The sequence below is a fragment of the Sphingomonas chungangi genome (assembly GCF_013778325.1).
GTDB lineage: Bacteria > Pseudomonadota > Alphaproteobacteria > Sphingomonadales > Sphingomonadaceae > Solisphingomonas > Solisphingomonas chungangi.
This window is the reverse complement of the sequence record NZ_JACEIB010000003.1, coordinates 486,802-510,718: the sequence shown is the minus strand read 5'-3', so window position 1 is coordinate 510,718 and position 23,917 is coordinate 486,802. Positions and strand designations below refer to the sequence as shown.

The 23,917-nt window shown below is 66.6% G+C and carries 21 protein-coding genes; 10 read left to right on the top strand and 11 right to left on the bottom strand.

Annotated elements, in window-relative coordinates:
• The first annotated feature begins 11 nt into the window (after positions 1-11).
• Entirely contained in the window at positions 12-2,450 is a 2,439-nt protein-coding gene (locus HZF05_RS06715) for a TonB-dependent receptor (protein WP_160363589.1), read from the top strand.
• Positions 2,451-2,544: 94 nt separating this feature from the next.
• On the opposite strand, the gene HZF05_RS06710 is transcribed toward HZF05_RS06715, so the two are convergent.
• From HZF05_RS06710 to HZF05_RS06685, 6 genes are all read right to left on the bottom strand, one after another.
• Positions 2,545-3,762 (bottom strand): cytochrome P450, encoded by a 1,218-nt coding sequence (locus HZF05_RS06710; protein WP_160363588.1) that lies wholly within the window; start codon positions 3,760-3,762, stop codon positions 2,545-2,547.
• A gap of 28 nt (positions 3,763-3,790) precedes the next feature.
• On the bottom strand, positions 3,791-4,918 hold the full coding sequence (locus HZF05_RS06705; protein ID WP_160363587.1) for an amidohydrolase family protein: 1,128 nt from the start codon (positions 4,916-4,918) through the stop codon (positions 3,791-3,793).
• Positions 4,919-5,001: 83 nt separating this feature from the next.
• Positions 5,002-6,144, bottom strand: a complete 1,143-nt coding sequence (locus HZF05_RS06700) for an acyl-CoA dehydrogenase family protein (RefSeq protein ID WP_160363586.1) — start codon at positions 6,142-6,144, stop codon at positions 5,002-5,004.
• Positions 6,145-6,161: 17 nt separating this feature from the next.
• Complete coding sequence (locus tag HZF05_RS06695; RefSeq protein ID WP_160363585.1) at positions 6,162-6,959, bottom strand: enoyl-CoA hydratase/isomerase family protein; 798 nt, start codon at positions 6,957-6,959, stop codon at positions 6,162-6,164.
• A gap of 77 nt (positions 6,960-7,036) precedes the next feature.
• Positions 7,037-7,339 carry a putative quinol monooxygenase gene (locus HZF05_RS06690; RefSeq protein WP_160363584.1) on the bottom strand — a complete coding sequence of 101 codons (303 nt, stop codon included), beginning with the start codon at positions 7,337-7,339 and terminating at the stop codon, positions 7,037-7,039.
• Between the two features lie 14 nt (positions 7,340-7,353).
• Positions 7,354-9,462 carry a PQQ-dependent dehydrogenase, methanol/ethanol family gene (locus HZF05_RS06685; RefSeq protein ID WP_160363583.1) on the bottom strand — a complete coding sequence of 703 codons (2,109 nt, stop codon included), beginning with the start codon at positions 9,460-9,462 and terminating at the stop codon, positions 7,354-7,356.
• A gap of 138 nt (positions 9,463-9,600) precedes the next feature.
• Here HZF05_RS06685 and HZF05_RS06680 point away from each other — a divergent pair, with 138 nt between their 5' ends.
• From HZF05_RS06680 to HZF05_RS06655, 6 genes are read left to right on the top strand one after another with little or no spacing between them, the layout of a single operon-like run.
• Positions 9,601-10,359: an SDR family oxidoreductase gene (locus HZF05_RS06680; protein ID WP_160363582.1), complete on the top strand. Its 759-nt coding sequence runs from the start codon at positions 9,601-9,603 to the stop codon at positions 10,357-10,359.
• Complete coding sequence (locus HZF05_RS06675) at positions 10,356-11,351, top strand: phosphotransferase (RefSeq protein WP_160363581.1); 996 nt, start codon at positions 10,356-10,358, stop codon at positions 11,349-11,351. The genes HZF05_RS06680 and HZF05_RS06675 overlap by 4 nt, the downstream gene beginning before the upstream one ends.
• Entirely contained in the window at positions 11,348-12,334 is a 987-nt protein-coding gene (locus HZF05_RS06670) for a DUF7064 domain-containing protein (protein WP_160363580.1), read from the top strand. The genes HZF05_RS06675 and HZF05_RS06670 overlap by 4 nt, the downstream gene beginning before the upstream one ends.
• Positions 12,335-12,360: 26 nt before the next feature.
• Positions 12,361-13,458, top strand: coding sequence for an LLM class flavin-dependent oxidoreductase (locus HZF05_RS06665; protein WP_160363579.1), 1,098 nt, complete (start codon positions 12,361-12,363; stop codon positions 13,456-13,458).
• A gap of 11 nt (positions 13,459-13,469) precedes the next feature.
• Positions 13,470-14,411, top strand: a complete 942-nt coding sequence (locus HZF05_RS06660; protein WP_160363578.1) for an alpha/beta hydrolase — start codon at positions 13,470-13,472, stop codon at positions 14,409-14,411.
• Positions 14,408-15,373 carry an SDR family NAD(P)-dependent oxidoreductase gene (locus HZF05_RS06655; protein WP_160363577.1) on the top strand — a complete coding sequence of 322 codons (966 nt, stop codon included), beginning with the start codon at positions 14,408-14,410 and terminating at the stop codon, positions 15,371-15,373. The genes HZF05_RS06660 and HZF05_RS06655 overlap by 4 nt, the downstream gene beginning before the upstream one ends.
• Here HZF05_RS06655 and HZF05_RS06650 read toward each other — a convergent pair.
• The 4 genes from HZF05_RS06650 to HZF05_RS06635 all read right to left on the bottom strand — a co-directional run bounded on the left by HZF05_RS06650 (position 15,363) and on the right by HZF05_RS06635 (position 18,313).
• Entirely contained in the window at positions 15,363-15,662 is a 300-nt protein-coding gene (locus tag HZF05_RS06650) for a putative quinol monooxygenase (RefSeq protein WP_160363576.1), read from the bottom strand. The genes HZF05_RS06655 and HZF05_RS06650 overlap by 11 nt on opposite strands.
• Before the next feature lie 14 nt (positions 15,663-15,676).
• Positions 15,677-16,138, bottom strand: a complete 462-nt coding sequence (locus tag HZF05_RS06645; RefSeq protein WP_160363575.1) for a PaaI family thioesterase — start codon at positions 16,136-16,138, stop codon at positions 15,677-15,679.
• Positions 16,139-16,148: 10 nt separating this feature from the next.
• Positions 16,149-17,309 carry an acetyl-CoA C-acetyltransferase gene (locus HZF05_RS06640; protein ID WP_160363574.1) on the bottom strand — a complete coding sequence of 387 codons (1,161 nt, stop codon included), beginning with the start codon at positions 17,307-17,309 and terminating at the stop codon, positions 16,149-16,151.
• An 86-nt stretch (positions 17,310-17,395) separates the two neighbouring features.
• On the bottom strand, positions 17,396-18,313 hold the full coding sequence (locus HZF05_RS06635; RefSeq protein ID WP_160363573.1) for a DUF2889 domain-containing protein: 918 nt from the start codon (positions 18,311-18,313) through the stop codon (positions 17,396-17,398).
• Between the two features lie 287 nt (positions 18,314-18,600).
• On the opposite strand from HZF05_RS06635, the gene HZF05_RS06630 reads away from it, so the two are divergent.
• From HZF05_RS06630 to HZF05_RS06620, 3 genes are read left to right on the top strand one after another with little or no spacing between them, the layout of a single operon-like run.
• Positions 18,601-19,854, top strand: a complete 1,254-nt coding sequence (locus HZF05_RS06630; RefSeq protein ID WP_160363572.1) for an acetyl-CoA C-acetyltransferase — start codon at positions 18,601-18,603, stop codon at positions 19,852-19,854.
• 2 nt (positions 19,855-19,856) lie between these two features.
• Entirely contained in the window at positions 19,857-20,606 is a 750-nt protein-coding gene (locus HZF05_RS06625) for an SDR family NAD(P)-dependent oxidoreductase (RefSeq protein ID WP_343046843.1), read from the top strand.
• A 10-nt stretch (positions 20,607-20,616) separates the two neighbouring features.
• Positions 20,617-22,731 (top strand): molybdopterin-containing oxidoreductase family protein, encoded by a 2,115-nt coding sequence (locus HZF05_RS06620; protein WP_160363571.1) that lies wholly within the window; start codon positions 20,617-20,619, stop codon positions 22,729-22,731.
• Between the two features lie 6 nt (positions 22,732-22,737).
• Here the strand turns inward: HZF05_RS06620 and HZF05_RS06615 are convergent, their stop codons facing one another.
• Positions 22,738-23,907, bottom strand: a complete 1,170-nt coding sequence (locus tag HZF05_RS06615; RefSeq protein WP_160363570.1) for a CaiB/BaiF CoA transferase family protein — start codon at positions 23,905-23,907, stop codon at positions 22,738-22,740.
• Between the last annotated feature and the right edge of the window lie 10 nt (positions 23,908-23,917).

Genomic DNA, 23,917 nt, shown 5'->3' with positions numbered 1-23,917 from the left:
GAGTGATTGGCATGATTCGTGCGTCTGGTTTCTTACTCGTCGCCTTGTCCACCACCGCAATGCCGGCGTGGGCTCAAACCACGCCAGCGCCCACGTCGGCCAAGGCCGCGCTCCCGCCAGGCGACGACATCATCGTGACGGCACGCCGCCACGACGAGCGCCTGATCGACACGCCGGTTGCGATTACCGCGGTCAGCGGCGCCAAGCTCAACCAATATGCCGTCACCTCCGTCTCCGATCTCGGCACGCAGGTGCCCTCGCTGATCGCCGGCAAGGCCTCGTCGGGCTCGTCGGCCAGCATCTTCCTGCGCGGCGTCGGATCGACCGCGCTGAGCGCCGGCTTCGACCAGTCGGTGTCCTTCGTCATCGATGGCCTGGCGATGAGCCGCGGCCGCGAGATCAGCCTGCCGCAGTTCGACGTCCAGCAGGTCGAGGTGCTGAAGGGCCCGCAGGCGCTCTATTTCGGCAAGAACACCACCGGCGGCCTGATCAGCATCACCAGCAACAACCCGACCGACAAGTTCGAGGCCGGGATCAAGGGCGGCTACGAATTCTACGCTCGCCAGCGCTATGTCGAAGGCTACGTCTCCGGCCCGATCAGCGACACGCTGAAGGTCCGCATCGCCGGCCGCTATTCGAAGAGCGACGGCGCCTTCACCAATACCGCAGCCGACACCTATACCAATTACATTCCCGGCCAGGAGCGCGTCCGCAATTCGGATCGACGTGGCTTCGGCGAGGACGGCGCGGTGCGCGGCACGGTCGTGTGGGAACCCTCGCCCAACGCCCGCTTCACCCTGAAAGCCGGCTATTCGAGCGTGCAGGACGGCGGCGGCACCGACATCATCGAGCGGCTCTGCCCGCCCGGCCGTACCGCACCCTTCCCCGCCTCCGGCCTGCCGGCCAGCCCGAACGCGGACTGCAAGGTCAATGGCCGCTCCGACCAGTCGGCGATCCCGACCCAGGTCGCCGATGCCAACTATCGCTATGCCCGCGACGGCCACATGTATGGCGACTTCAAGTCCGAATATGCCATCCTCACCGGCAACATCACCAGCGATCCGTTCGATCTCACCACGATCTCGGGCTTCTACCACTTCAGGCAGACCGACCTGAACAACGTGTCGGGCGAGGCCTATCCGGCCGGCTTCTCCGAACTGACCGACTTCAAGCAATATTCGGAGGAAGTCCGCCTCCAGTCGAAGTTCGACGGGCCGTTCAACCTGATGTTCGGCATGTACTATGCACATGGCGACTTCACCTTCAACACCGACGCCTATATCGCGCCGGTGCCGCTCGATCCCACGACCAACACCTATGTGTCGTTCAAGCGCAACGATGGCTTCAGCAGCGATTCGCTCTCCGGCTTCGCCCAAGGCACGCTGAAACTCGGGCAGCAGGTCGAGCTGTCGGGCGGGGCGCGCTACAGCTTGGAATCGCGCGATTCGTACCAGCAGTCGCTGCCCGCCAACGCAGCGTTCGCGGCCGCCTTCCCCGGCGACATCCGCATCGACGATCGCTATCGCGACCACAATCTCTCGCCCGAAGCCACGCTGCGGTGGAAGCCGAGCACCGACACCACGCTCTATGCTTCGTACAAACAGGGCTTCAAGGCGGGCGGCTTCAACATCTCGCAGACGCTGACCCCCGGCGTCGACGACGGCACCGGCCGCTTCGGATCGGAGAAGGCGCGCGGCGAGGAGGTCGGCCTGCGCACCCTGCTGCTCGATCGTCGGTTGAGCTTCAACCTCACCGCCTACAACTATACCTACAAGGATCTGCAGGTTCAGTTCTTCGATCCCACCACGACCGGCGAGGTCTCCGGCAATGCCGGCAAGCTGGTGACGCGCGGTGTCGAGGCGGAGTTCAACTATCGGGTGCCCGGTGTGCGCGGCCTCAGCTTCCGAGGTGCCGGTGCCTACAACCAGGCCAAGTTCCACGATTATATCGGCCAGTGCTTCTCGGGACAGACGATCGCGGAGGGATGTAATCTCGCTCCCATCGCCGCCCCTACGGCGACGGATCCCAACGCGGTCGCCTATACTCAGCAAAATTACGGCGGCCGTACCGCACCCAAGGCGCCGCATTTCGCCGGCCGGCTGGGGGCGACCCTCGAAGTGCCGGTCTCGGCTTCCGGCATGCGCGCCGTGCTCAACAGCGACGTGAGCTATACCTCGCGCTACAATTACTCCGATGCGCTGGAGCCGTTCGCGGTGCAGAAGGCCTATACCAAGATCGACGCCTCGCTAGCGCTGGTCGCCCCGAACAACCGCTGGACGCTGTCGGTGATCGGCCGCAACCTGACCAACAAGCTGGTCGTCACCACCTCCAACGACATCCCCTTCGCGGGCGGCACCGGCACGGGCACTGCCGCCGGTGTCGCTTCGGACCTCGACGTCTATGTCGAGAATCCGCGCGAGGTGTTCCTGGAACTCTCGGTCAAGTTCTAACGGAGCGGCCTCGCCGCTCCATCGGCGAGGCTCAACAAAAAGGGCGGCGCGGGGAGCATCCCGCGCCGCCCTTTTTCTATCGAGAGCCTCCGCGTCAGCCCTTGACGTCCCACTCCAGCACGAGGCTGTCGAGCGCCATCACGGTGCCGGCACGATAGTGGAAGGCGGGCTGCTCGGCGAGGCGGAAGCGGCCGATCTTCCCCATCCACACGCCATACATGGTGCGCAACTCGGTCCGCGCCAGGAAATGACCGAGGCAGAGATGCGCGCCGGTCGAGAAGGTCAGGTGCTTCTTGTCCTTGCGATCGATGTCGAATTTCGCCGGATGGTCGTTCTTGCTGTCGTCCCAGCCGGCCAGAGGTAGCGTGCACAGCACCATGTCGCCCACCCGGAAGGGCGCGCCGAGCAGATCGACATCCTTCTTCACCACGCGCGGCACGTTGACGACGCCGAACAGCCGCAGCCCCTCCTCCACAAGATCGGCCATCCGCGACGGATCGGCGATCAGCCGCTCCTGCAGCGCCGGCTCCTCGGCGAGGCGGTGGGTGGTGAAGGTCAGCATGTTGGTGACCGTGTCCAGCCCGCCGAGCAGTAGCAGGAAGCACATATTGAGCAACTCGGGCATGGTGAGCTTGCGCCCCTCCATGTCGGCATGGACGAGGAAGCTGGTGAGATCCTCCTGCGGATCGGCCCGCCGATCCTCGATGATCGCCGTCAGCTCGGCGTTGATCGTCGCTGTGACGCCTTCCAGCCGGGGATCGCCCTGCAGGTTGAAGAAATCGTCGACCAGCTTGCGGAAATCGTCGAAGCGATCGAGCGGCAGGCCCATCAGGATCATGAAAACGGTGACGGGAAACGGCGCCGCCACCTCCTGCACGAACTCGCAGCGGCCCTTGTCCTTCACCGCATCGACGATGCGGTTGGCGTGGAACACGATCTGCTCGTCCAGCGCCTTCACCGCCTTGGGCGAGAAGAAGGGCATGAGCAGCTTGCGATAGGGCATGTTCTCGGGCGGATCGTAGTTCAGCGGGATGAAGCGCGGAGGGTTCGGGATCGGCGGGATCTGCGAATGCTCGGTGGAGAAATGCTCGGTGTCCATCACCACCGCCGAGATCGTGTCATAGCGGGTCACCATCCAGTGCCCGCCATTGTTCGGCACGTAGAAGATACCCGGCGCCTCGTCGAGGATTCGGGCATATTCGCGGTGGAGATCGCGGCGGATGCCGGGATCGTCGTAGATGTCGAATGCGTGGACGAGATCGGCCGGCACGTGGGCGGGCACTTTCGGCAAGGTCGCAGCCGTCGCGTTCATCGGGGTTCCTCTTGGCGTCGCGCCGCGCTCAGTTCAGCCCGTAGAGCGAGGCGACATTGTCGTGGAGCAGCCAGTCGCGCTCCTGGGCGTTCAGGCCCTGGGTCTGCTCGGCGAGCAGCGCCATCGAATCCGGATAGGTGGAATCGAGGTGCGGGAAGTCGCTCGCCCACATCATCCGCTCGCGATTGAAGAAATCCTTGAGCTTCAGCGCGATGATGTCGTCCTGGAAGGTCAGGTAGATGTTCTCGCGGAAATAATGGCTGGGGCTGCGCGCCAGCACCGACTTGCCGGCGGTCCACGGATTGCGTTCCAGCGCGTGATCCATCCGATACATGAAATGCGGCACCCAGCCGGCATCGGCCTCGGCGCAGACCAGCTTGAGGCCCGGATGCCGCTCGAACACCCCGGCGAAGATCATCATGCCGATGATGTCCTGATTGCCGCGGATAATGCTCATGAACGCGTTGACCTTCGGCCCGCGCGCCTTGCCGATCCCGTCCTTGTAGGTGAGGATGTGGAAGCTGAGCGGCAGGTCGAGTGCCACCGCCGCCTCCCAGAAGGGATCGTAGAGCGGGCTGTCATAATCCTCGACCACCGGATAACCGGGCATCATCACGCCGCGCAGACCCATCGCCTTGATCCGCTCGAGATCCTTGATACCCTGCTCGACCGAGGTCATCGCCGTCTGGCCAAGGCCGATCAGGCGATCGGGCGCGGTCTCGCAATATTCGGCCATCCATTCGTTATAGGCGCCGAACATAGCTGTCCGATATTCGGCGTCGGGATGGTTGCACAGATACATGCCGAGGCTGGGGTAGATCACCTCGCCGCCGATGCCGTCGCGATCCTGATCGCGCAGCCGCTGCTTGGGCTCCCAGCCGCCCGAATAGCATTCTTCCAGCTTCACGTTGGCGCGATCGGCGAGCGCCTGCCCGCGATAGCCGGCGCCGGACGCCAGCGTGATCGGAAAGGGATCGGCCATGCCCTCGATGACGATCATCTCGCCACCGCCATCGCCCTGCACCAGGCGTGGCGCGCGATCCCTGAAACGCTGCGCCACGCGATCGCGATAGACCGACGGCGGCTCGGTGACGTGCGAGTCGGCCGAGATGATGCGCTTGGTTGTCAGATTTTCGGCGGTCGGGGTCGTCTGCATGGTCTTACCCTCCTGTCCTCTCCAGCCGGCAACCTAATGCAATTAGGTGAGGCCGACAAGCGCCGCCTTAACCGCCCGATTGATCAGAGCGAGCGGCTGACGACCTCCTTCATGATCTCGTTGGTGCCGCCGAAGATGCGCGTCACCCGCGCGTCGCGCCACAGCCGGGCGACGAGATATTCGTTCATGTAGCCGGCGCCGCCATGGAGCTGCAGCGCCATGTCGCAGATCCGGCCCTGCATGTCGGTGTGCCACTGTTTCGCCGCGGAGGCCTCCGCCGTGGTGAGCTCGCCGGCGACGTGGCGCTTGATCGCCCAGTCGAGATGCGCCCAGCCGACCTGCAACTGGCCCTTCATGTCGGCGAGGCTGAACTTGGTGTTCTGGAACTCGAACACCGGCTGGCCGAACGCCATGCGCTCCTTGGTGAACTTCACCGCCTCGTCGAACGCCCGCTGCGCGGCGGCATGGGCGGAGATCGAGATCGACAGCCTCTCCTGCGGCAGCTGGCTCATCAGATAGACGAAGCCCTTGCCCTCCTCGCCGAGGCACTGGGTGATCGGCACCCGTACGTCCTCGAAGAACAATTCGGAGGTGTCGGCGGAATGCATTCCCACCTTGTCGAGGTTGCGGCCGCGCTTGAAGCCGGCGGTGTCGGCATCGACCAGGATCAGCGAGATGCCCTTGGCGCCCAGCGTCGGGTCGGTCTTGGCGACGACTATGACGAGATCGGCATTCTGGCCGTTGGTGATGTAGGTCTTGGAGCCGTTGATCACATAATGGTTGCCGTCGCGCTTCGCGGTGGTGCGCACGCCCTGCAGATCGGACCCGGTGCCCGGCTCCGTCATCGCGATCGCGGTGATCACGTCGCCCGAGACCATGCCGGGCAGATATTTGAGCTTTTGCTCCTCCGACCCGTAATTCTCGATATAATCGGCGACGATGTCGCTCTGTAGCGTAATGCCGGCGGACGAGCCGGCATAGGCCAGCTCCTCGTCGATGACGGCGTTGTAAGCGAAATCGAGGCCCAGCCCGCCATATTTCTCGTCGACGGTCGGGCAGAGCATCCCCGCTTCGCCGCACGCCTTCCAAAAGGCGCGATCGACGATCCCCTCCTCCTCGTAGCGATCGAGATTGGGGATCAGCTCGCGCTCGAACATCTTGCGCACGCTCTCGCGGAACATGGCGTGATCATCGTCGAAAGCAGTACGGGCGGCGGTGTCGAGCATTGGATACTCCGGATAGATCAGCGGCCGGTATAGACCGGCAAACGCTTCTCGATGAAGGCGGTCATCGCCTCGCGATGATCCTCGGATTCGCTCAGCATCACCTGCTGACGGTCCTCGATCGCGAAGGCGTGGTCGATCGAGGGGGCGTCGATGTTCATGTTGAGCGCCTGCTTGGTGAGCGCGAGGCCCATCGGCGCGTTCGCCACCATCTCGGCCGCCATCGACAGGCCGGCGTCGAGCAATGCGTCCTCCTCCACCACGTCGCTGACCAGGCCTAGGCTCAGCGCCCGCTCGGCATGGATGAAGCGGCCGGTGAGCAGCAGTTCGGCGGCGAGGCTGGCGCCGACCAGGCGCGGCAGGAAGTAGCTGGAGCCGATGTCCGCGCCGCCCAGCCCGATCTTGATATAGGCCGCGTTCATGCGCAGCGTCGGCGCGCCGATGCGCACGTCGGAGGCGAGCATCAGCGAGAAGCCGCCGCCGCAGGCCGATCCGTGGCCGAGTGCCACGAACGGCTGCGGCAGCGATCGCATCGCCTTCAGCACGTCGCCCAGCGCCACCTGCACGCGCCAGCCGCGCTGCAGCCGGGTCTCGTTGGTGGGGATGCGCGCCTCCTTGATGTCGAGGCCCGCGCAGAAAGCGCGTCCGGCACCGCGCAGGACAACCACCCGCACATCGGTCCGCTGCTTCAGCCCGGAGACATAGTCGGCGAGCTCGATCACCATCTTCTGTGAGAGTGCGTTGAGCGAGTCAGGGCGATTGAGCGTGAGGATGTCGATCGCGTCGCGGCGCTCGACCAGCAGCGTTTCGTAGTGCATCCCGTCCTCCGCTCTTCGCCCGCCGGCCGCAGCCGAGGCACTACTTTAATCAGTCGGCTAAAATCGGCAAGGGCGGATCAACGGGCCGATGCACAGAGGGTGAGGATGCTCGTCGCCGGAGCCCCCGCCAGGAAGGGGCCGAGCGCCGCCATGTGCTCGCGCGTTTCCGGATTCTTCATGTGCTGCGCCAGCGCGTCGCGGGAAGCGTAGGATTCGACGACGCGATAGGCATCCGCCTCGCCCTCCACCCGGAACAGCCGGTAGTCGAGCGTGTCGGGCTCCGACGCGCCGACCTTCGTCGCGAGCGCGGCGAACGCCGCCTCGAACGCGGCGCCTTCGCCGGGCTTCACCATCAGGGTCACGATCTGGTCGAATGCCATGGGCAGGTCTCCGCTCATTGATGGATGGGGGGCGTGGGATAGGGATTGGGCTTGCCCTGCTTGGCGGCGCGCGCGCCGGCCATGATGTAGTTGCGCAGCAGATCGAGTTGCTCGGACGACAGCTCGCCCCAGCGCGGCATGCCCTGATCCTGCATGATCCCCTCGCTCACCACCTGGTGGAAGCTGTCGGCCGACCACGGCACCGCGGATTCGCGCAGATCCGGCGCCATGCCGCCCGCGCCCATGTCGTTGCCGTGGCAGTTGGAGCATTGATACTGCACGAACAGTTGCGAGCCCGCCTTGGCCTTGGCTTGGTCGATCGGCGTACCCGGCTCGTCGTGATAGGCCTTGGGCGCGGGCGGCGGCGCGGGCGGCAGGCTGGCCTGGCCGTCCAGCACGAAGGTCAGCACCCGCCGCTTCTGCGTGCGATAGTCCCACTGAGTCGGCGCGATGATGCCCCGGTACCCCGACAGGATAGTGATATACTGCTTGCCGTCGAGCGCGTAGCTGATCGGCTGCGAGGAGATGCCGGACTGCGCATCGAACGACCAGATCGTCTTGCCGGTGCGGGCCGAGAGGATGTTGAACTTGCCGGTCACGTCGCCGTGGAGGACGAGGCCGCCGGCCGTGCTGGTGACCCCGCCGCCCGGCAGCACCGGGATCGGCACCGACCAGACTCGCTTCTGTGCCGCCGGGTCCCAAGCCAACAGATAGGCCTTGGGGGGCGGCGATCCGCGGGGCGGGTTCTGCGTGGTGATGCCGTTGTTGAAACCGCGCCCCTGCACGGGCGCCCAGCTCTTCAGGTCTATGCCCTGATCGGTGTAATAGAAGCCGATGTCCTGCGCCGGAATGTAAACCAACTTGGTGACCGGATTGTAGGACATGGTCTGCGCGTTGTGTCCGCCCGCCGGCCCCGGCATCCCGAAGAAGGGCTTGTCGCCACCATAATAGGCCTCCGGCTTGACGATCGGGCGCCCGGTCTTCGGATCGGTACCCGCCGACCAGTTCACCGCCGAAAAAGGCTTGGCCGAGAGCAGCTTTCCGGTCTCGCGGTCGATGACATAGAAATAGCCGTCCTTGGGCGCCTGCATCAGCACCGGGCGCGTCCTGCCGCCGACCATCATGTCGGTCAGCTCGATGTCCATGCTTGCATTGTAGTCCCAGCTCTCGCCTGGATCCATCTGGTAATGCCAGACATATTTGCCGGTATCGGCGTCCACCGCGACGATCGAGGAGAGGAAGAGGTTGTCGCCGCCGCCGGGGCTGCGGATCTTCGCGTTCCACGGATCGCCGTTGCCGGTGCCGATGTAGAGTCGGTTGAAGCGCCGGTCGTAGGCCATGGCGTTCCATGCGGTGCCGCCGCCACCATATTTCCACCACTGGCCGGTCCACGTCTTTGCGGCCATCTTCATCGCGTCGTTCTCGAAGCCCTTGGCGGGGTCTCCGGGCACCGTCCAGAAGCGCCAGATCTGGTGGCCGTCATTCGCGTCATAGGCGGTGACGTAGCCGCGCACCGTCGAGAAATCGGCGCCGCCGTGGCCGATCACGACCTTGCCGTTGTACACGAAGGGCGCGCCGGTGATGTAGCGGCCGTCATTCGGCCCCTCCGTGGTCTGCACAGACCAGACGATATGGCCATCGTTCGCATCGAGCGCGATCAGCCGGCCATCCAGCGTTCCGGCGAAGATCTTGCCGCCCCAGTACGCGATGCCGCGCGAGCCCCAGCCCCAGCGCAGCTTCATGCCGGCGACCTTGCCTACCTCGGCGTCATATTTCCACAGGAGCTTGCCGGTGCGCGCGTCGAGCGCGTGGATCTTGCTCAGCCCTTCGGAGAAGAAGAGCTTCCCGTCGACCTCGATCGGCGCGGTGTACATGCTGCCGAGATCGTCGACGTCGTAGGACCAGGCAAGCTTGAGCTTGCCGACATTGCCTTCGTTGATCTGGGCGAGCGGGCTGTAATGGTTGGCATCCGAGGTGCGGCCATATTCGGGCCAGTTCGAATCACCGTCCTTCGCGTCCTCCGCCCAGGAGGCGGCCGGCTGTTTCGCGGGTGGCGATTCGCCTTTTGAGCAACCGCCCAGCACGATGCCGAGCGCTGCCAGCGCGATCAGGATACGGGCCATCCTCTCCTCCGCTCTTCAGGGGTGCGCGCGGAAACGGCTCGCCCTTCTTATACGATCACTTAAATCCTTTCGATGCGCGTTGACAACCTAGATTGATTAGGTTTAGCCGTTCGATTGAAACGGAGAGGAGAGAGGCCCGTGACGGCCCGCCCGCTGGATGGAAAGATCGCGTTCCTGACCGGCGGCGGCTCCGGCATCGGGCGCGCGACCGCGCTGATGCTGGCCAAGGCCGGCGCGCGCGTCGCCGTGGCTGATATATCGACCGCAGGTGGCGCGGAAACCGTCTCACTGATCGGGGCGCAGGGCGGGGAGGCGATCGCGATTGCCGTCGATGCGGCGGACGAGGACGCGATCGCGGCGGCGCTGCAGGAAGCTGCCGGCCGCTTCGGCGGTCTCCACCTCGCGCTCAACAATATCGGCGGCGGCGAGACGGGGAAGACGATCGTCACCACAGAAAAGGCGAGGTGGGACGACATCATCGCCCGCAACCTCACCGCCACCTGGCTGGCGATGAAGCACGAGATCCCGCTGATCGAGGCGAGCGGCGGCGGCGCCATCGTCAACATGGCGTCGATGGCGGGCGTCAGCCCGATGACCGACGCCTCACCGGCCTACGCCTCCGCCAAGGCCGGGGTGATCCACCTCACCCGCTACGCCGCCAAGGCCCATGCCGACGACGGCATCCGCGTCAACGCGATCGCGCCGGGGCTGACCCGCACGCCACTGGTAAAGCAGCATCTCACCGACGCCGACGTGTCGCGGATCGTGGCGGAGAGCCAGTTCATCCGCCGCGCCTGCGAGCCCGAGGAGATCGCGGCGACCGCCTTGTTCCTCTTCTCGCCCCAAGCCGCGATGATCACCGGCACGACCATCCCCGTCACCGGCGGCGTGCCATGAGCGCGGCGCTCAATCTCCGAGGGCAGGACGACACCCCCGCTTTCGCGCACGACTTCGCGCGCTCTGCAGGCGGTTGCGTGCGCCATGCGAGCCGGCTGGCCGGCGGCAGCTCACGCACCATCTGGTCCTTCGAAGTCGAGGGCGCGGCCAAAACCTGGCCATTCGTGCTCCATCAGGAAAGCGGCCTCGGCCCGTTCTTCGGCACGCGCTTCAGCCTGTCGCGAGAGGCGGCGACGCTGCGCGCTCTCCGCGCGGCAAGCCAGCCCGTGCCGCGCGTCCATGCCGTATCGCCGGCCGGCGACGCGATGATCAGCGATTGCCTGCCCGGCCGCGCCAACTTTACCTTCGCGGATGGCGCGTCGCGTCTCGCGACGATCGACGATTTCGCCCGCCGGCTCGCCGCGCTCCATGCATGCGATCCCCGGACGCTCGACCTGCCGTGGCCGGTGGCGAACACCCGGGCCGAAGCGACATTGGCCAACCTCGACGATCACGAGGACGCCTATCGCCTTACTGGCTATCGCGAGCCACCGGTCGAGGCGGCGTTCGCATGGCTGCGATCCGCCTGGTCCCCGCAGGAGACTCCGCCTGCCATGCTGCAGGGCGATGCCGGGCCGACCAACTTCATCCATGCCGACGGCCGCCTCACCGGTTTCATCGACTGGGAAATGGCGCATGCGGGGGATCCGCACGACGATCTCGCCTGGGTGTGGTTCCGCGTCGCGATGCTCGGCTTCGACAGCGACGTCCGCCCCTGGTTCGACGCCTATCAGCGCCATTCCGGCGTGGCGATCGAGGCCGCCAAACTCGACATCTTCATCGTTGCGGTGATGCTCCGCTGCACGATCGCCAACATTGTGCGCCGCCATAACGACCGCACCCCCTCCACCAATCGCATCGCCAAGACCGTCGCCTGGCTGGAGGCGGCACTCACCCGCGCGCAGGGCCGCGACACCGGCACCCTGCCCCCGCGCGGACTGGAGGCGGCATGACCGGCCCGCTCCAGCTCGAACAGGTCGCCTCCGCCGATTTCGGTCCGCCGCCCTCTCTCTCCGATAATGCCAACCACCCGCCGGTCGCGGACACATGGTGGCAGGAAAGCGCGCTCTTCACCTTCGCGGATGCCGAGGTCGGCTTCGGCTGCTGGCTGCGTTTCGGCGCGCACTACAATCGGGGCGCGGCCAACCTCTACACCTGGACGACGCTGGGCGACGACGTCCTCGACCGCCGGATGCTGATCGACCAGCCGCTCCCGCCCGGCGACATGACCGAATGCGCGATCGGCGGGGCTTCCGTCGCCACCATCGAGCCGCTGATGCGCTACGCGCTCGCGCTCGACATAGAAGACTGCGTGCTCCGTCTCGAATGGCGCAACTTCCGCCATCCGCTGACGATGAGCTTCAACGCCGGCGGCGCCACTCTCGCCAAGGGCCATTACAACGCCATGGGCGAGGCGACCGGAACGCTCCGCTGGAAGGGCAGAGAAATCGCGATACGCGCCGGAGGATTCAGCGATCACAGCTGGGGCGTGCGGCGTCAGCACCTGCCCGCATCGCGTTCCTTCTTCTGCGTGTTCGGTGACGATTTCTATGCGATGGCGATCCCGATCAGCACGGGCTCCACCCGCGCCGTGGTCGGCTACGTCTTCGCCGACGGAAAGCTCGGCCGGCTGGAGAGCGAGAGCGCGCTTGGCTACCATTTCCGCGAGGATTGGGTCAGCCCCGCCGGCTGCGACGCGCGACTTGTCGACGAGCATGGCCGCGTCTTCGCCATCACCGGTGAAACCTTCGGCCCGTCCAGCACCTGGCCGATGGGGCACGGCAAGTTCGTCACCCACGCGCCGGCACGCTTCCAATGCGACGGGCGCGACGGCCAGGGCATTCTCGAATCCGCGCAATTCGCCGCCATTCCACCAGCCGCCATCTCGCTCGGCCTGCCGCACGACAGCTGGTGGCTCAGCAATATCGGCGACTGACACACCCTTTCGAGAGGAGATCAACCGTGGACAACGACGTCGGCATCCTTCTGATGTTCCAGAACCAGAACGACAAGCAATCCGATCAGGCCGCATTCCGGGAGGATATGGAGTTCGGCGTCGCCGCCGAGGAGATGGGCTTCGGCCGGATCTGGATCGTCGAGCATCATTTCGACAATTATTCGATGTCACCGGACAATTTCGTCGAGCTCGCCTGGTTCGCCGGCAGGACGAAGCGGATCAAGCTGGGCATCGGGGCCGCGATCCTCCCTTGGAACGATCCGCTGCGCGTCGCCGAGAAGATCATCCTGCTCGATCACCTTTCGGAAGGCCGCGTGCTGCTCGCGCTCGGCCGCGGCCTCGCGCGGATCGAGTACGACAATTTCCGCATCCCGATGAGCGAGGCGCGAGAGCGCTTCGACGAAGCGGCCGACCTCGTCGTCAACGCGATCGAGACCGGCTATGCGGAGGGCAACGGCACCTTCTACAAGCAGCCGCGCGTCAAGCTGCGGCCCGGCCCGATCCGCGGCTTCCGCGATCGCCTGCATACCGTCGCCGCGACATCGGCCGAATCCCAGTTCACCGCCGCGCGTCTCGGCGGCGCCATGATGAGCTATGTGACGGCGGACACCGAGAAGCTGGCAGCCTCGCTGAACAATTATCGCGGCCACTATCGCGAGTTCCACCACGAGGAGGCGCCGTGGCCGGTGCTCACCGACGTGACCTACGTCCACACCGATTCCGAGAAGGCGCGCGAAGGCGCCTACAAATATGTCGGCGAAGCCTTTTCGATGGTGGTCGATCATTACGACATGGCCGGCGACCATTTCGCGGGCACCAAGGGCTATACCGCCTATGCCGCGGCGGCCGACGCGATCCGCGCCAGTCGTCAGGGCGCGATCGATGCCTATGTGCCGACCCAATTGTGGGGGACGCCCGAGGAGATCATCCGGCGCTTCCGCGAGCGGATCGCGATCACCGGCCCCTATACGCCGAATTTCCAGTTCAGCGCCGGCGGCGTGCCGCAGGACGACGTTCTGCGCGGGGCGGAATTGTTCGCGCGTCACGTGCTGCCGGCGATCACCGACATCCTCGGTGAGGAACGTTCGAAGATGGCGGCCTGAGGGAGGGAATAATGACGGGCGGAGAGGTCGATCCCGAACTGCTGGAACTGGCGGAGATGATGCCCAAGCGATCCTTCTCCGGCGCCACGCTGGAGGAAGATCGCGCGATGATGCGCGCGATGTGGGCGAAGTACCAGCGCCCCACCGGCGATGGCATCAGCCGCGAAGAGCGTCAGGTTCCAGGCCGCGATGGCGATCCGGAGGTGCCGGTCATCCTCTATCGCCCGGAGAAGCCGGTGCCGGGCGCGGGCGCGATCCTGCACATCCATGGCGGCGGCTTCATCGGCGGCGCGGCGGCCAACACGGAAGGCTGGAACCGGGTCGAGGCGGCGGCGCTCGGCTGCACCGTGATGTCGGTCGAATATCGTCTGGCGCCCGAAACGCCGCATCCCGGCCCCGTCGAGGATTGCTATGCGGCGCTGAAATGGCTGCACGGCGCGGCCGGCGAGCTCGGTTTCGACGCCACCCGCATCGCCGTGGAGGGCGTCAGCGCGGGCGGTGCGCTGGCAGCCGCGCTGGCGCTACTGGCGCGTGACCGGGGCGAGATCCCGATCGCCTTCGTGTCGCTGGTCTATCCGATGCTTGACGACCGCAGTGCGAACGCGACGCCCGATCCCGTCACCGGCCACATCGGCTGGACCTACGAGAGCAACGGCTTCGGCTGGAAGAGCCTGCTCGGCCAGGATGCCTGCGGGCCGGACGTTTCCCCCTACGCGTCCGCCGCGCGGGCGACCGACCTCACCGGCCTGCCACCGACCTTCATCGGCGTCGGCGCGCTCGACATGCTGGTGTTCGAGAATATCGACTATGCCCGCCGTCTGATCGCGGCCGGCGTGCCGACCCAACTGATGGTCTATCCGCGCGCCTTCCACGGCTTCGACATCGGCACCGCGCGGATCGGCGAGGATTTCAAGCGCGACCGGCTGGAATCGCTGCGCCGGGCAATCGCGTGAGGCCGCTCGAGGGGCGCATCGCGATCGTCACCGGCGCGGGACAACCGGTATCGCTCGGCCGATCGCACGCGCTGGCGCTGGCTGATGCGGGCGCGAAGGTGATCGTCAACGACAACGGCTCGGCACCGGACGGTTCCGGCGCCGACACCACACTCGCCGAGATCGTCGCGCGAGAGATCCGCGAGCGCGGCGGCGAGGCTGTGGCCAGCACCGACAGCGTCGCCACCAGCGAGGGTGCCGAGGCGATCGTCGCCACTGCGCTCGATGCGTTCGGCCGGGTCGACATCCTCGTCAACAATGCCGGCAACCAGCGCATGGCGCTCATCTGGGAGGCAAGCGACGAGGATTTCGACAGCCTGATCGCGGTTCACCTGCGCGGCACCTTCCTGATGACCCGCGCTGTCGCGAAGCCGATGATGGCGCAAGCGTCCGGCGTGATCGTCAATACCGCGTCCACCGCCGGGCTCGGCATGTACGGCAATGCGATCTACGCGGCCGCTAAGGAGGGCGTGATCGGCTTCACCCGAAGCGTGGCGCGCGATCTCGGGCCGCACGGCATCCGCTGCAACGCGATTCGCCCCGGCGCCGTCTCCCGGATGCGCGCCGACCCGCGCGCCGCCGAGCTCGCCCGCGAGGCGGAGGAGGAGCACGGCTTCCCCTGCGCCTGGAACCAGTTCCTGGTGCGCGACATGATCCAGTCCGTGCAGGACGCGCCGGCAACCGACCTCGATCCCGGCCATGTCGCCAACATCGTCGTCTGGCTCTGCTCGGACGCCGCCGACGCGTTCAATGGCCGAAGCTTCCGGACCGCCGGCGGCGAGCTCGCGCTGATGACCGATCCGGATTTCGAGCGATCCCTGTTCCTCGCCGGCGGCTGGACCTACGAGTCGCTGTGCGCCCCGCAGGTCTCAGCCTATTTCACGCGCGGCATCGCAAACCGTTTCCGCGGCGTCAGCGCCTGACCACCATCGTCGGCCAGACGTTCATCACTGGCGGCGCTTCCAGGATCGCCTCCATCGTCTCGCCGCGCGAGGCGCGCCACGCGAGATAGTCCCGATAATGCCCCTCGCTGTCCCATGTCTCGATCAGCAGGATGCGATCGGGATTGTCCTTGTGACGGACGACGCGAATGTCGCGATAGCCAGGCCGCTGCTCTGTCTCGTCGAGCATGGCGGGCAAGCGTTCGACGACGACGTCGCCCATGCCCGGCTTCAGGATCATCTCGAAGGTGATGGTCACGCCGTCCGACATCCTGTCCTCCTCTTCTATCCGATTGCGATACGCGGCGCCGGCGGGCCGAGGCGGAACACGCCCGATGCGCGCAGCACCGGTTCGCCGTCCACGTCCAGAATGCCGTCCGCGAAGATCATCCGCTTCGTGCGCCGGAGCACCCGTGCGCGCCCTTCGACCCACGCGCCGAGCGGAACCGGCGCGAGATAGTCGATACCCAGGTGGACGGTCAGCAGATATTGCTCCTCCAGCCCGCCGAGCCGGACGCTGAGCGGCAGGACGAGATCTGCGACGGTAGCGAGCCAGCCGCCGTGGCAGATGCCCATCGGGTTGCAATGCCGTTGCTGCACTCGAAAACCGAACACCGCGCCCTCGCTCTCGCGCCGCGCGTAGATCGGCCCGTTGCGGCTGACGAAGCCGTCGAGCAGCGCCAGCGGCCTGAAGCCGGCTGGCGCCTCATCCTCGTCCCGCGCGATAGCCCGCGCCGCCTCGTTCATGCGGTCAGGCTCACAGGGCCTCGATGATCGTCACGTTGGCGATGCCGCCGCCCTCACACATCGTCTGCAGGCCGTATTTGCCGCCGCGCGCCTTCAGCCCATGGATCAGGGTGGTCATCAGCTTGGTGCCGGTCGCGCCGAGCGGGTGGCCGAGCGCGATCGCACCGCCGTTGACGTTGAGCTTCGCCGGATCGGCATCGAGATACTTCGCCCATGCCATCGGGATCGGCGCGAAAGCTTCGTTCACCTCGTAGAGATCGATGTCCGACAGCGTCATTCCCGCCCGCTTCAACGCCTTCTCGGTGGCGTAGAGCGGCTCTTCCAACATGACCACCGGATCGCCGGCGGTCACCGTCATACTGACGATGCGGGCGAGCGGGGTGAGGCCATGCTCCTTCACCGCCTTCTCCGAGGCGATGATCACGGCGGAAGCGCCATCGGTGATCTGGCTGGAAGTGGCCGCCGTGATCACACCGCCCTCGACCAGCAGCTTCACGCCCTGCATGGCCTCGATCGAGGCATCCCAGCGAATGCCCTCGTCGACGACGTGCTGCTCCTCACCGCCAGCCGTGCGGATCGTAAGCGGCAGGATCTCCTTGTCGAACGCGCCCGCCTCGGTCGCCCTCTGGGCGCGCAGCTGGCTCTCCAATCCGTAGGCGTCGAGCATGTCGCGGCTAAAGCCCCACTTCTTCGCGATCATCTCTGCGCCGCGGAACTGACTGAACGCCTGCACGCCGTATTTGTCCTTGATCGACGCCGGCAGCGGGTCCGAACCTTCGGGCGAGCGCATCGCGGAGCCCATCGGCACGCGCGTCATGCTCTCGGTGCCGCCGGCGATCACGATGTCCTGCACGCCCGACATCACCGCCGTCGCGGCGAACTGGATCGCCTGCTGCGAGGAGCCGCACTGGCGGTCGATCGTCACCGCCGGCACGCTCTGCGGCAGGCCGGAGGCGAGCACGCAGTGGCGGCCGACATGCATCGACTGCTCACCCGCCTGCGTCACGCAGCCGATGATCACGTCGTCGATCGCATCCCCCGGCACTCCGGCGCGTGCTAACGCGGCATCGATGACTTTCGCGCCGAGATCGACGGGATGCCAGCCCGCCAACCGGCCGTTGCGACGCCCGCCCGCGGTACGGACGGCCGATACGATGAAAGCGTCTGCCACGATCATGCTCCCGATCTGTTCGGGTCCGCGCTAGCGGCTAACGCGAATTCCGACAATGGCCGGGAGGAAAAATTTTAATCGATCGATTATGGGATATCCGTTGCCAGCGCGGGCACCTCTGCCAGCGCGCGCAGCATATCGTTGAGATGCGTGCAGCCGGCCGTCCGCCGCAGCCGCTCCAGCACGACCACGCGCAGGTTGGCGAGCGGCACGTCAATCAATTCGCCGACATTGGCCATAGCCGCCGGGCATTCCTTGTAGGGCAACGTGCCCGGCTTGATGTCGATCGCCAGCAGACGCCCCTCGCCTGCATCGGCCGTCGCGCGAAGACGGTATTCGTGGATGGCGACGCGATCGCCGCCGTCCGGCGCGCTCGACGAATCCTGGAAAGCCGCGTCGACCCGGATCAAGCCTTCTTCCCGCCACACGTCGAGCCGCCGGGCGCGGCGGAAGTTCATCGGCGCCCGCTCGACGAGAGCATGCCAGCCCTCCGGATCGTCGCGGCGGGCAAGAGGCACTACGCGCGTGCGATTTTGGCGCATGTCGTTCTCGCCCTGCAACTGTAGCGCGCTGGAACCGGGTCGAAAGCCGATGCAGACTCCCTCCATGCGCTGCATATGCGCCCGGCGCGCCTCGCGCGTCGCGGCGACCTGCCAATCGGGCCTCCACACCGACCAAGCCCAATTGCAGACCAGCGTCGCCCCGGCGAGATCGTCGAGCAGCAAGTAGAGCGGGGCGCCCGCCATCCTTTCGGCATGGAATGCCGCATCGACCGCCTGGCGCAGATGACCTCCGGCCCGTGCTCCGGCCAACGCCGCGAACTCTGCTCGATCCGGCACGCCCGATATCCGCTCGATCACCCGCTGGCGGGCCACCACGTCGATATGCGCCTCTCGGAGCGTGGTGGGCGCCGCACCATCTGCCGCCGTCCAGATGTCGCGCGCATCACCCGCGAACGATGCCGGGCCATCCTCCCCTTCCAGCCAGATCGCATCAAGCGTCATCGTTCGCCGGACGGAGCGTGCCCGACGTTCTGGCGCATGGCCCATCGGATCGTGCGGCGGCGCGGAAAAGACGGGCAGGGGCACACCCGAGAGCGCAAGCCCCCTTGCCGCGGGCTCGTCGAGCCGAGAGGAGAAAGAATCGTTCACACCATCGCCATAGAGATACGCCGCCCCCAACTCCACCCTTGTCGCTGCACCGCAGCGTCACCATGTTAGTTACGCGATTAATCCCGTTTGCAAAATTCGTATTTCATGCCATGGCGAAACGAATCTCTGGAGGCCCTGCAATGTCCGAAGCGTATATCATCGATGCCGTCCGCACTCCCCGTGGCATCGGCAAGGTTGGCAAAGGGGCGCTCGCCCACTTGCACCCGCAGCATCTCGCGGCAACCGTGCTGAAGGCGATCAAGGACCGCAACAACCTCGACACCACCGAGGTGGACGACGTCATCTGGTCGACCTCCACGCAGAAAGGCAAGCAGGGCGGCGATCTCGGTCGCATGGCCGCGCTCGATGCGGGCTATGACATCACCGCCTCGGGCATGACACTCGACCGCTTCTGCGGCGGCGGTATCACCACCGTCAGCCTCGCCGCCGCGCAGGTGATGTCCGGCATGGAGGATCTGATCGTCGCCGGCGGCACCGAGATGATGTCGCTCACCGCCACCATGGCGCAGGAGGAAACCGCCGCCGGCATCGCTCAGCTCGGGATGGGATCGGGCAACGAGCGGTTGCGCCACAGCCATCCGCAGTCCCACCAGGGTGTGTGCGGCGACGCGATCGCCACGATCGAGGGGATTAGCCGCGAGGATCTCGACGCGCTCGGCCTCGTCAGCCAGCAGCGCGCCGCCCGCGCGATCGCCGAGGGGCGCTTCGACAAGAGCGTGGTGCCGGTGCTGGACGACGACGGCAAGGTCATCCTCGATCGCGAGGAGTTCCCCCGCCCGCAGACCACCGCCGAAGGTCTCGCCGCGCTGAAGCCATCGTTCGAGGGCATCGGCAACGTCGCGCTCGACGACAAGGGCACGACCTTTGTCGGTCTGATCAAGGAGCGCTATCCCGATCTGGAGATCAAGCATGTCCACCATGCCGGCAATTCGTCGGGCGTTGTCGACGGCGCGGCTGCGGTGCTGATCGCATCGAAGGATTATGCCGACAAGCACGGGCTCAAGCCCCGCGCGCGCATCGTCGCCACTGCCAACGTCGGCGACGATCCCACGCTGATGCTCAACGCGCCGGTGCCGGCCGCGAAGAAGGTGCTCAAGAAGGCCGGGCTCACCAAGGACGACATCGATCTCTGGGAGATCAACGAAGCATTCGCCGTCGTCACCGAGAAGTTCATCCGCGATCTCGATCTCGATCGCGAGAAGGTGAACGTCAACGGCGGATCGATCGCGCTCGGCCATCCGATCGGTGCCACCGGCGCGATCCTGATCGGCACCGTGCTCGACGAGCTGGAGCGCACCGGCGGCCGCTATGGCCTCGTTACCATGTGCGCGGCGGGCGGCATGGCGCCGGCGATCATCATCGAGCGCGTCTGATTGTGAAGGACCTGCGCGATCCGCTGTTCGATCTGAGCGGCCGGATCGCGTTGGTCACCGGCGGCAGCCGGGGGCTAGGGCTGGAGATGGCGCGCGCCTTCGCCGAGCGCGGCGCGGACGTGATCGTCGCCAGCCGCAAGCTGGATGCCTGCGAGGCGACGGCGGACGAGGTGCGCAAGCTCGGCCGTCGCGCTCATGCCATCACCGCACATTGCGGGCAGTGGGACGAGATCGATACGTTGGTTCATCAGGCTTATGCCGCGTTCGGGCGGGTCGACATCCTGATCAGCAACGCCGGCTCCGGCCCTGCCGCGCGCAGCCACGAGGTGACCGAGGCGCAGTTCGACAGTGTCGCCGGGCTGAACTTCAAAGGCCCGTTCCGCCTCGCCGCCGAGGTGGCGCACCGCATGGCGCAGGGCGATGGCGGCGCGATCGTCAACATCTCGTCGGTCGCTTCGCTGATGCCCTTCCCCGAAGCGGTAGTCTACGGCGCCGCCAAGGCCGCGCTCAACGCGCTGACGATCAGCCTGGCGCACGAATATGCGCCCAAGGTGCGGGTCAACGCGATCGCCCCCGGGCCTTTCCTCACCGATATATCGAAGGCCTGGACCGAGGAAGCGCGCGAGACCGCGCCGAACGCCGCCAAACGCCCCGGCCGACCGCACGAGATCGTCACCGCCGCGCTCTACCTCGCCAGCCCCGCGTCGAGCTTCACCACCGGCTCGATCCTGCGGGTCGACGGCGGCAGCTGAGGGCCGCGCCTTGGCACACGAGGCGCGCACCTTCTGCCGCATCTGCCAGGGCATGTGCGGGCTGGTCGCCACGATCGAGGACGGGCGCGTCGTCAAGGTGCGCGGTGATCGCGACAACGCGCTGAGCCGGGGATTCGCCTGCAGCAAGGGTCTCGCTTCGCCGGAGCTGCATTATGGGCCGAAGCGCCTCCTCCACCATCAGCGCAAGCGTGCCGACGGCACCCACCAGCGGATCGGCTTCGACGACGCGATCGACCTCGTCTCCGATCGCCTGCGCCCGATCGTCGCGCGCCACGGGCCGGGCGCGGTGGCCGCCTATGTCGGCACCCAGGCCACGTGCAACTCGATCTACCGCCCGCTCGCGATCGATTTCCTGCGCGCGCTGGGATCGCCCTCCCTCTTCTCCTCGATGACGATCGACCAGTCGGCCAAGTGGGTGACGATCGGGCGGATGGGCATCTATCTCGCCGGTCGCCAGCCGCTCAAGGGCGCCGACGTCTGGATGCTGTGCGGGGTCAACCCGATGGTCTCGATGTCGGGCTGGTCGGGCAATCTGCCGGCCTACGATCCCGTCAAGATCATCAAGGAGGCGCGGCGCGAAGGGCTGACGCTGATCGTAATCGATCCGGTGCGCACTCAGACCGCCGAGCATGCCGATCTCTTCCTGCAGCCGCTGCCCGGCCACGACGCGGCGATCTTCGCCGCCATCCTCAACATCGTGCTGTCCGAAGGATGGCACGACGCCAGTTTCTGCGCGGACTATGCCGACGGGCTGGAGGCGCTGGCCGCCGCCGTCGCGCCCTTCACCGAGGCGATGGTGGAACAGCGCGCCGATCTCCCGCCCGGCCAGCTGCGTCGTGCGGCGGAGATGTTCGCGCGCGACGGGCGGCGCGGCTGCGCGGGCGGCGGCACCGGGCCCAACATGGCCGCGCATTCCAACCTCGCCGAGCATCTGATCGAGGCGCTCAACGTCGTCTGCGGGCGCTTCTGCCGAGCGGGCGAACCGGTCCCGCGCCTGCCGGTCCTCCATCCCGATCGCCCGGTCCGCGCCGAGGCCCGCGGGCCGAAGCGGACGTGGGAAACGGGCCATAAAGGCGTCACCGGCATCGGCACGATGTTCGGCCAGATGATGACCGCGACTTTGGCCGACGAAATCCTCCACGACGGGCCGGGCGGCATCCGTGCCCTGTTTTGCGTCGGCTCCAATCCGGCCAATGCACTGCCCGACCAGCGCCATGCGGTGAAGGCGCTCGGCGCGCTCGACCTGCTGGTGACGAGCGACGTGGTATGGTCCGAGACGGCGCAGCTTGCCGACATCGTCTTCGCGGTGAAACAGCCGTTCGAGCGGCCGGACCACACCCATTTCCTCGAAAGCCTGGGCTTCGAGCTGCCCTTCGCGCAATATACGCCCGCTCTGGTAGATCCGCCGGAGGACAGCGATGTGGTGGACGACTGGCTGGTCTATTTCGCGCTCGCCCAAAGGCTTGGGCTGGCGCTGGAGCTCGGCGGCCCGCTCGACATGTCCACCGTGCCGGACAATGACGCGCTGCTGGAGCGGCTCGTCGCTGGATCGGCGATTCCCTACGAGGCGGTGAAGGCCTCGCCCTCCGGCGCGGTGTTCGATCGCGAGGCGCCGCTGGTCCAGCCACCCCGCCCGGGCAAGGCCGGCCGGCTCGATCTGGCGCCCGCCGATGTGCTCGCCGAGATCGCCGCGCTGTTGGCGGAGGCCCAGCCGGACGAGGGCGCCACCCACCTGCTCGTCTGCCGCCGCGAGCGCGAGACGATGAACAGCTTCGGGCGCGAGCTCGCGCCGACCCGCCGCCGCTTCCCGCGCAATCCCGCATGGCTCAATGGCGCCGACATCGCCGCACTCGGCCTCCATGACGGCGACCGCGCGCGGATCGTCGCCGGGCACGATGCGATCGAGACGGAGTTGCGCGCCGATCCGGCGGTGCGGCCGGGCGTGATCTCGATGTCGCACGGCTGGGGCGGCCTGCCCGATCGCGGCGATCCGGAGTGCGACGGCGCCTCCACCACCCGCTTGGTCTCGCGCGATCGGGCTATCGAATCGATCAACGCCATGCCGCGTCTGTCCGGCATTCCGGTGCGGATCGAGCCGATTTAGGGTCGACTATTCCAGCCCGAACTCTGCGCGGATGCTCTCGCTATGCTGGCCGAGCGTCGGAGCCAACGCGGCGGAGAAGGTCTGCCCCTCGATCCGGATCGGCGAGCCCATCAGGGTAAGGCTCGGCCCGTCCGGCAGCGCCACGTCGTAGGTGTTGCCCCGCGCGACGATGTGCGGATCGGTGACCACCTCCGCGAGGCTGTTGACCGGCACGGCCGCCGCATTGACTTCAGCGAAGCGCTCCAGCCAGTCGGCACGATCACGGGTCGCGAAGATCGCGGTCAGCGCGGCGGCGACCTCGCTATCCTCCATGCCGTTCTGCGGTTCGCGATCGTAGATCGCCTGCAGATCGGGCCGCTCGATCGCCTTGAGCAGCGCCTGCCAGGACTTGTCGGTCAGCGACTGGAGGAAGATCAGCTTGCCGTCCCGCGCGCGGTAATTATCCATCCGCGCCCAGAAGCGCATCCGCCCCTTGGCATCGAGATATCCGGGTCGCGAGACGGTGGCCTCCGGGTTGAGCAGCGGCTCGAGCACGTCCGGCAGCCAGTGCGCCGCCGATTCCACCGCCGCGATCTCGATCAGCGCACCCTCGCTCGTCCGTCGTGCCCCGTGCACCGCCGCGACCACGCCGAGCGCGCCGTGCAGGCCCATGGCATGCATCCCGACCGGCGCAGACTGCTGCCCGTCATATTTGCCGATCGCATCGCCCGCCGGCTGGCCGATTCCGCCAATCGCATCAAACGACCAGCCGTGCGAGGCCATCGTCTTATAGGGGCCGGAGCGGCCCATGCCCGAGATCGAGCAGAAGACGAGGCGCGGATTATCGCGTCGCAAATCCTCGAAGCCCAGACCGAGCCGATCGAGCACGCCGGCTCGCATCCCCTCTATCACCACGTCGGCCTTTTGCGCGAGCGTGCGGAAGGCCGCACAACCTTCCTCGCTCTGCAGATCGAGTTCCAGGCTCTCCTTCCCCCGGTTCCAGCGCAGATGCATGTAGCTGAAGCCATCCGCCCCGCCCGCGCCGAGCGGACCGGAGTAGCGCAGTGGATCGCCCGTCACCGGCGGCTCCACCTTGATCACCCGCGCGCCGAGATCGGCGAGATAGCCGCCGAGCGAATCCGGCCCGAACTGGGCTACCTCGATTACCAGCAGGTCGGACAGGAAGTCATAGGGCATCGGGATATCC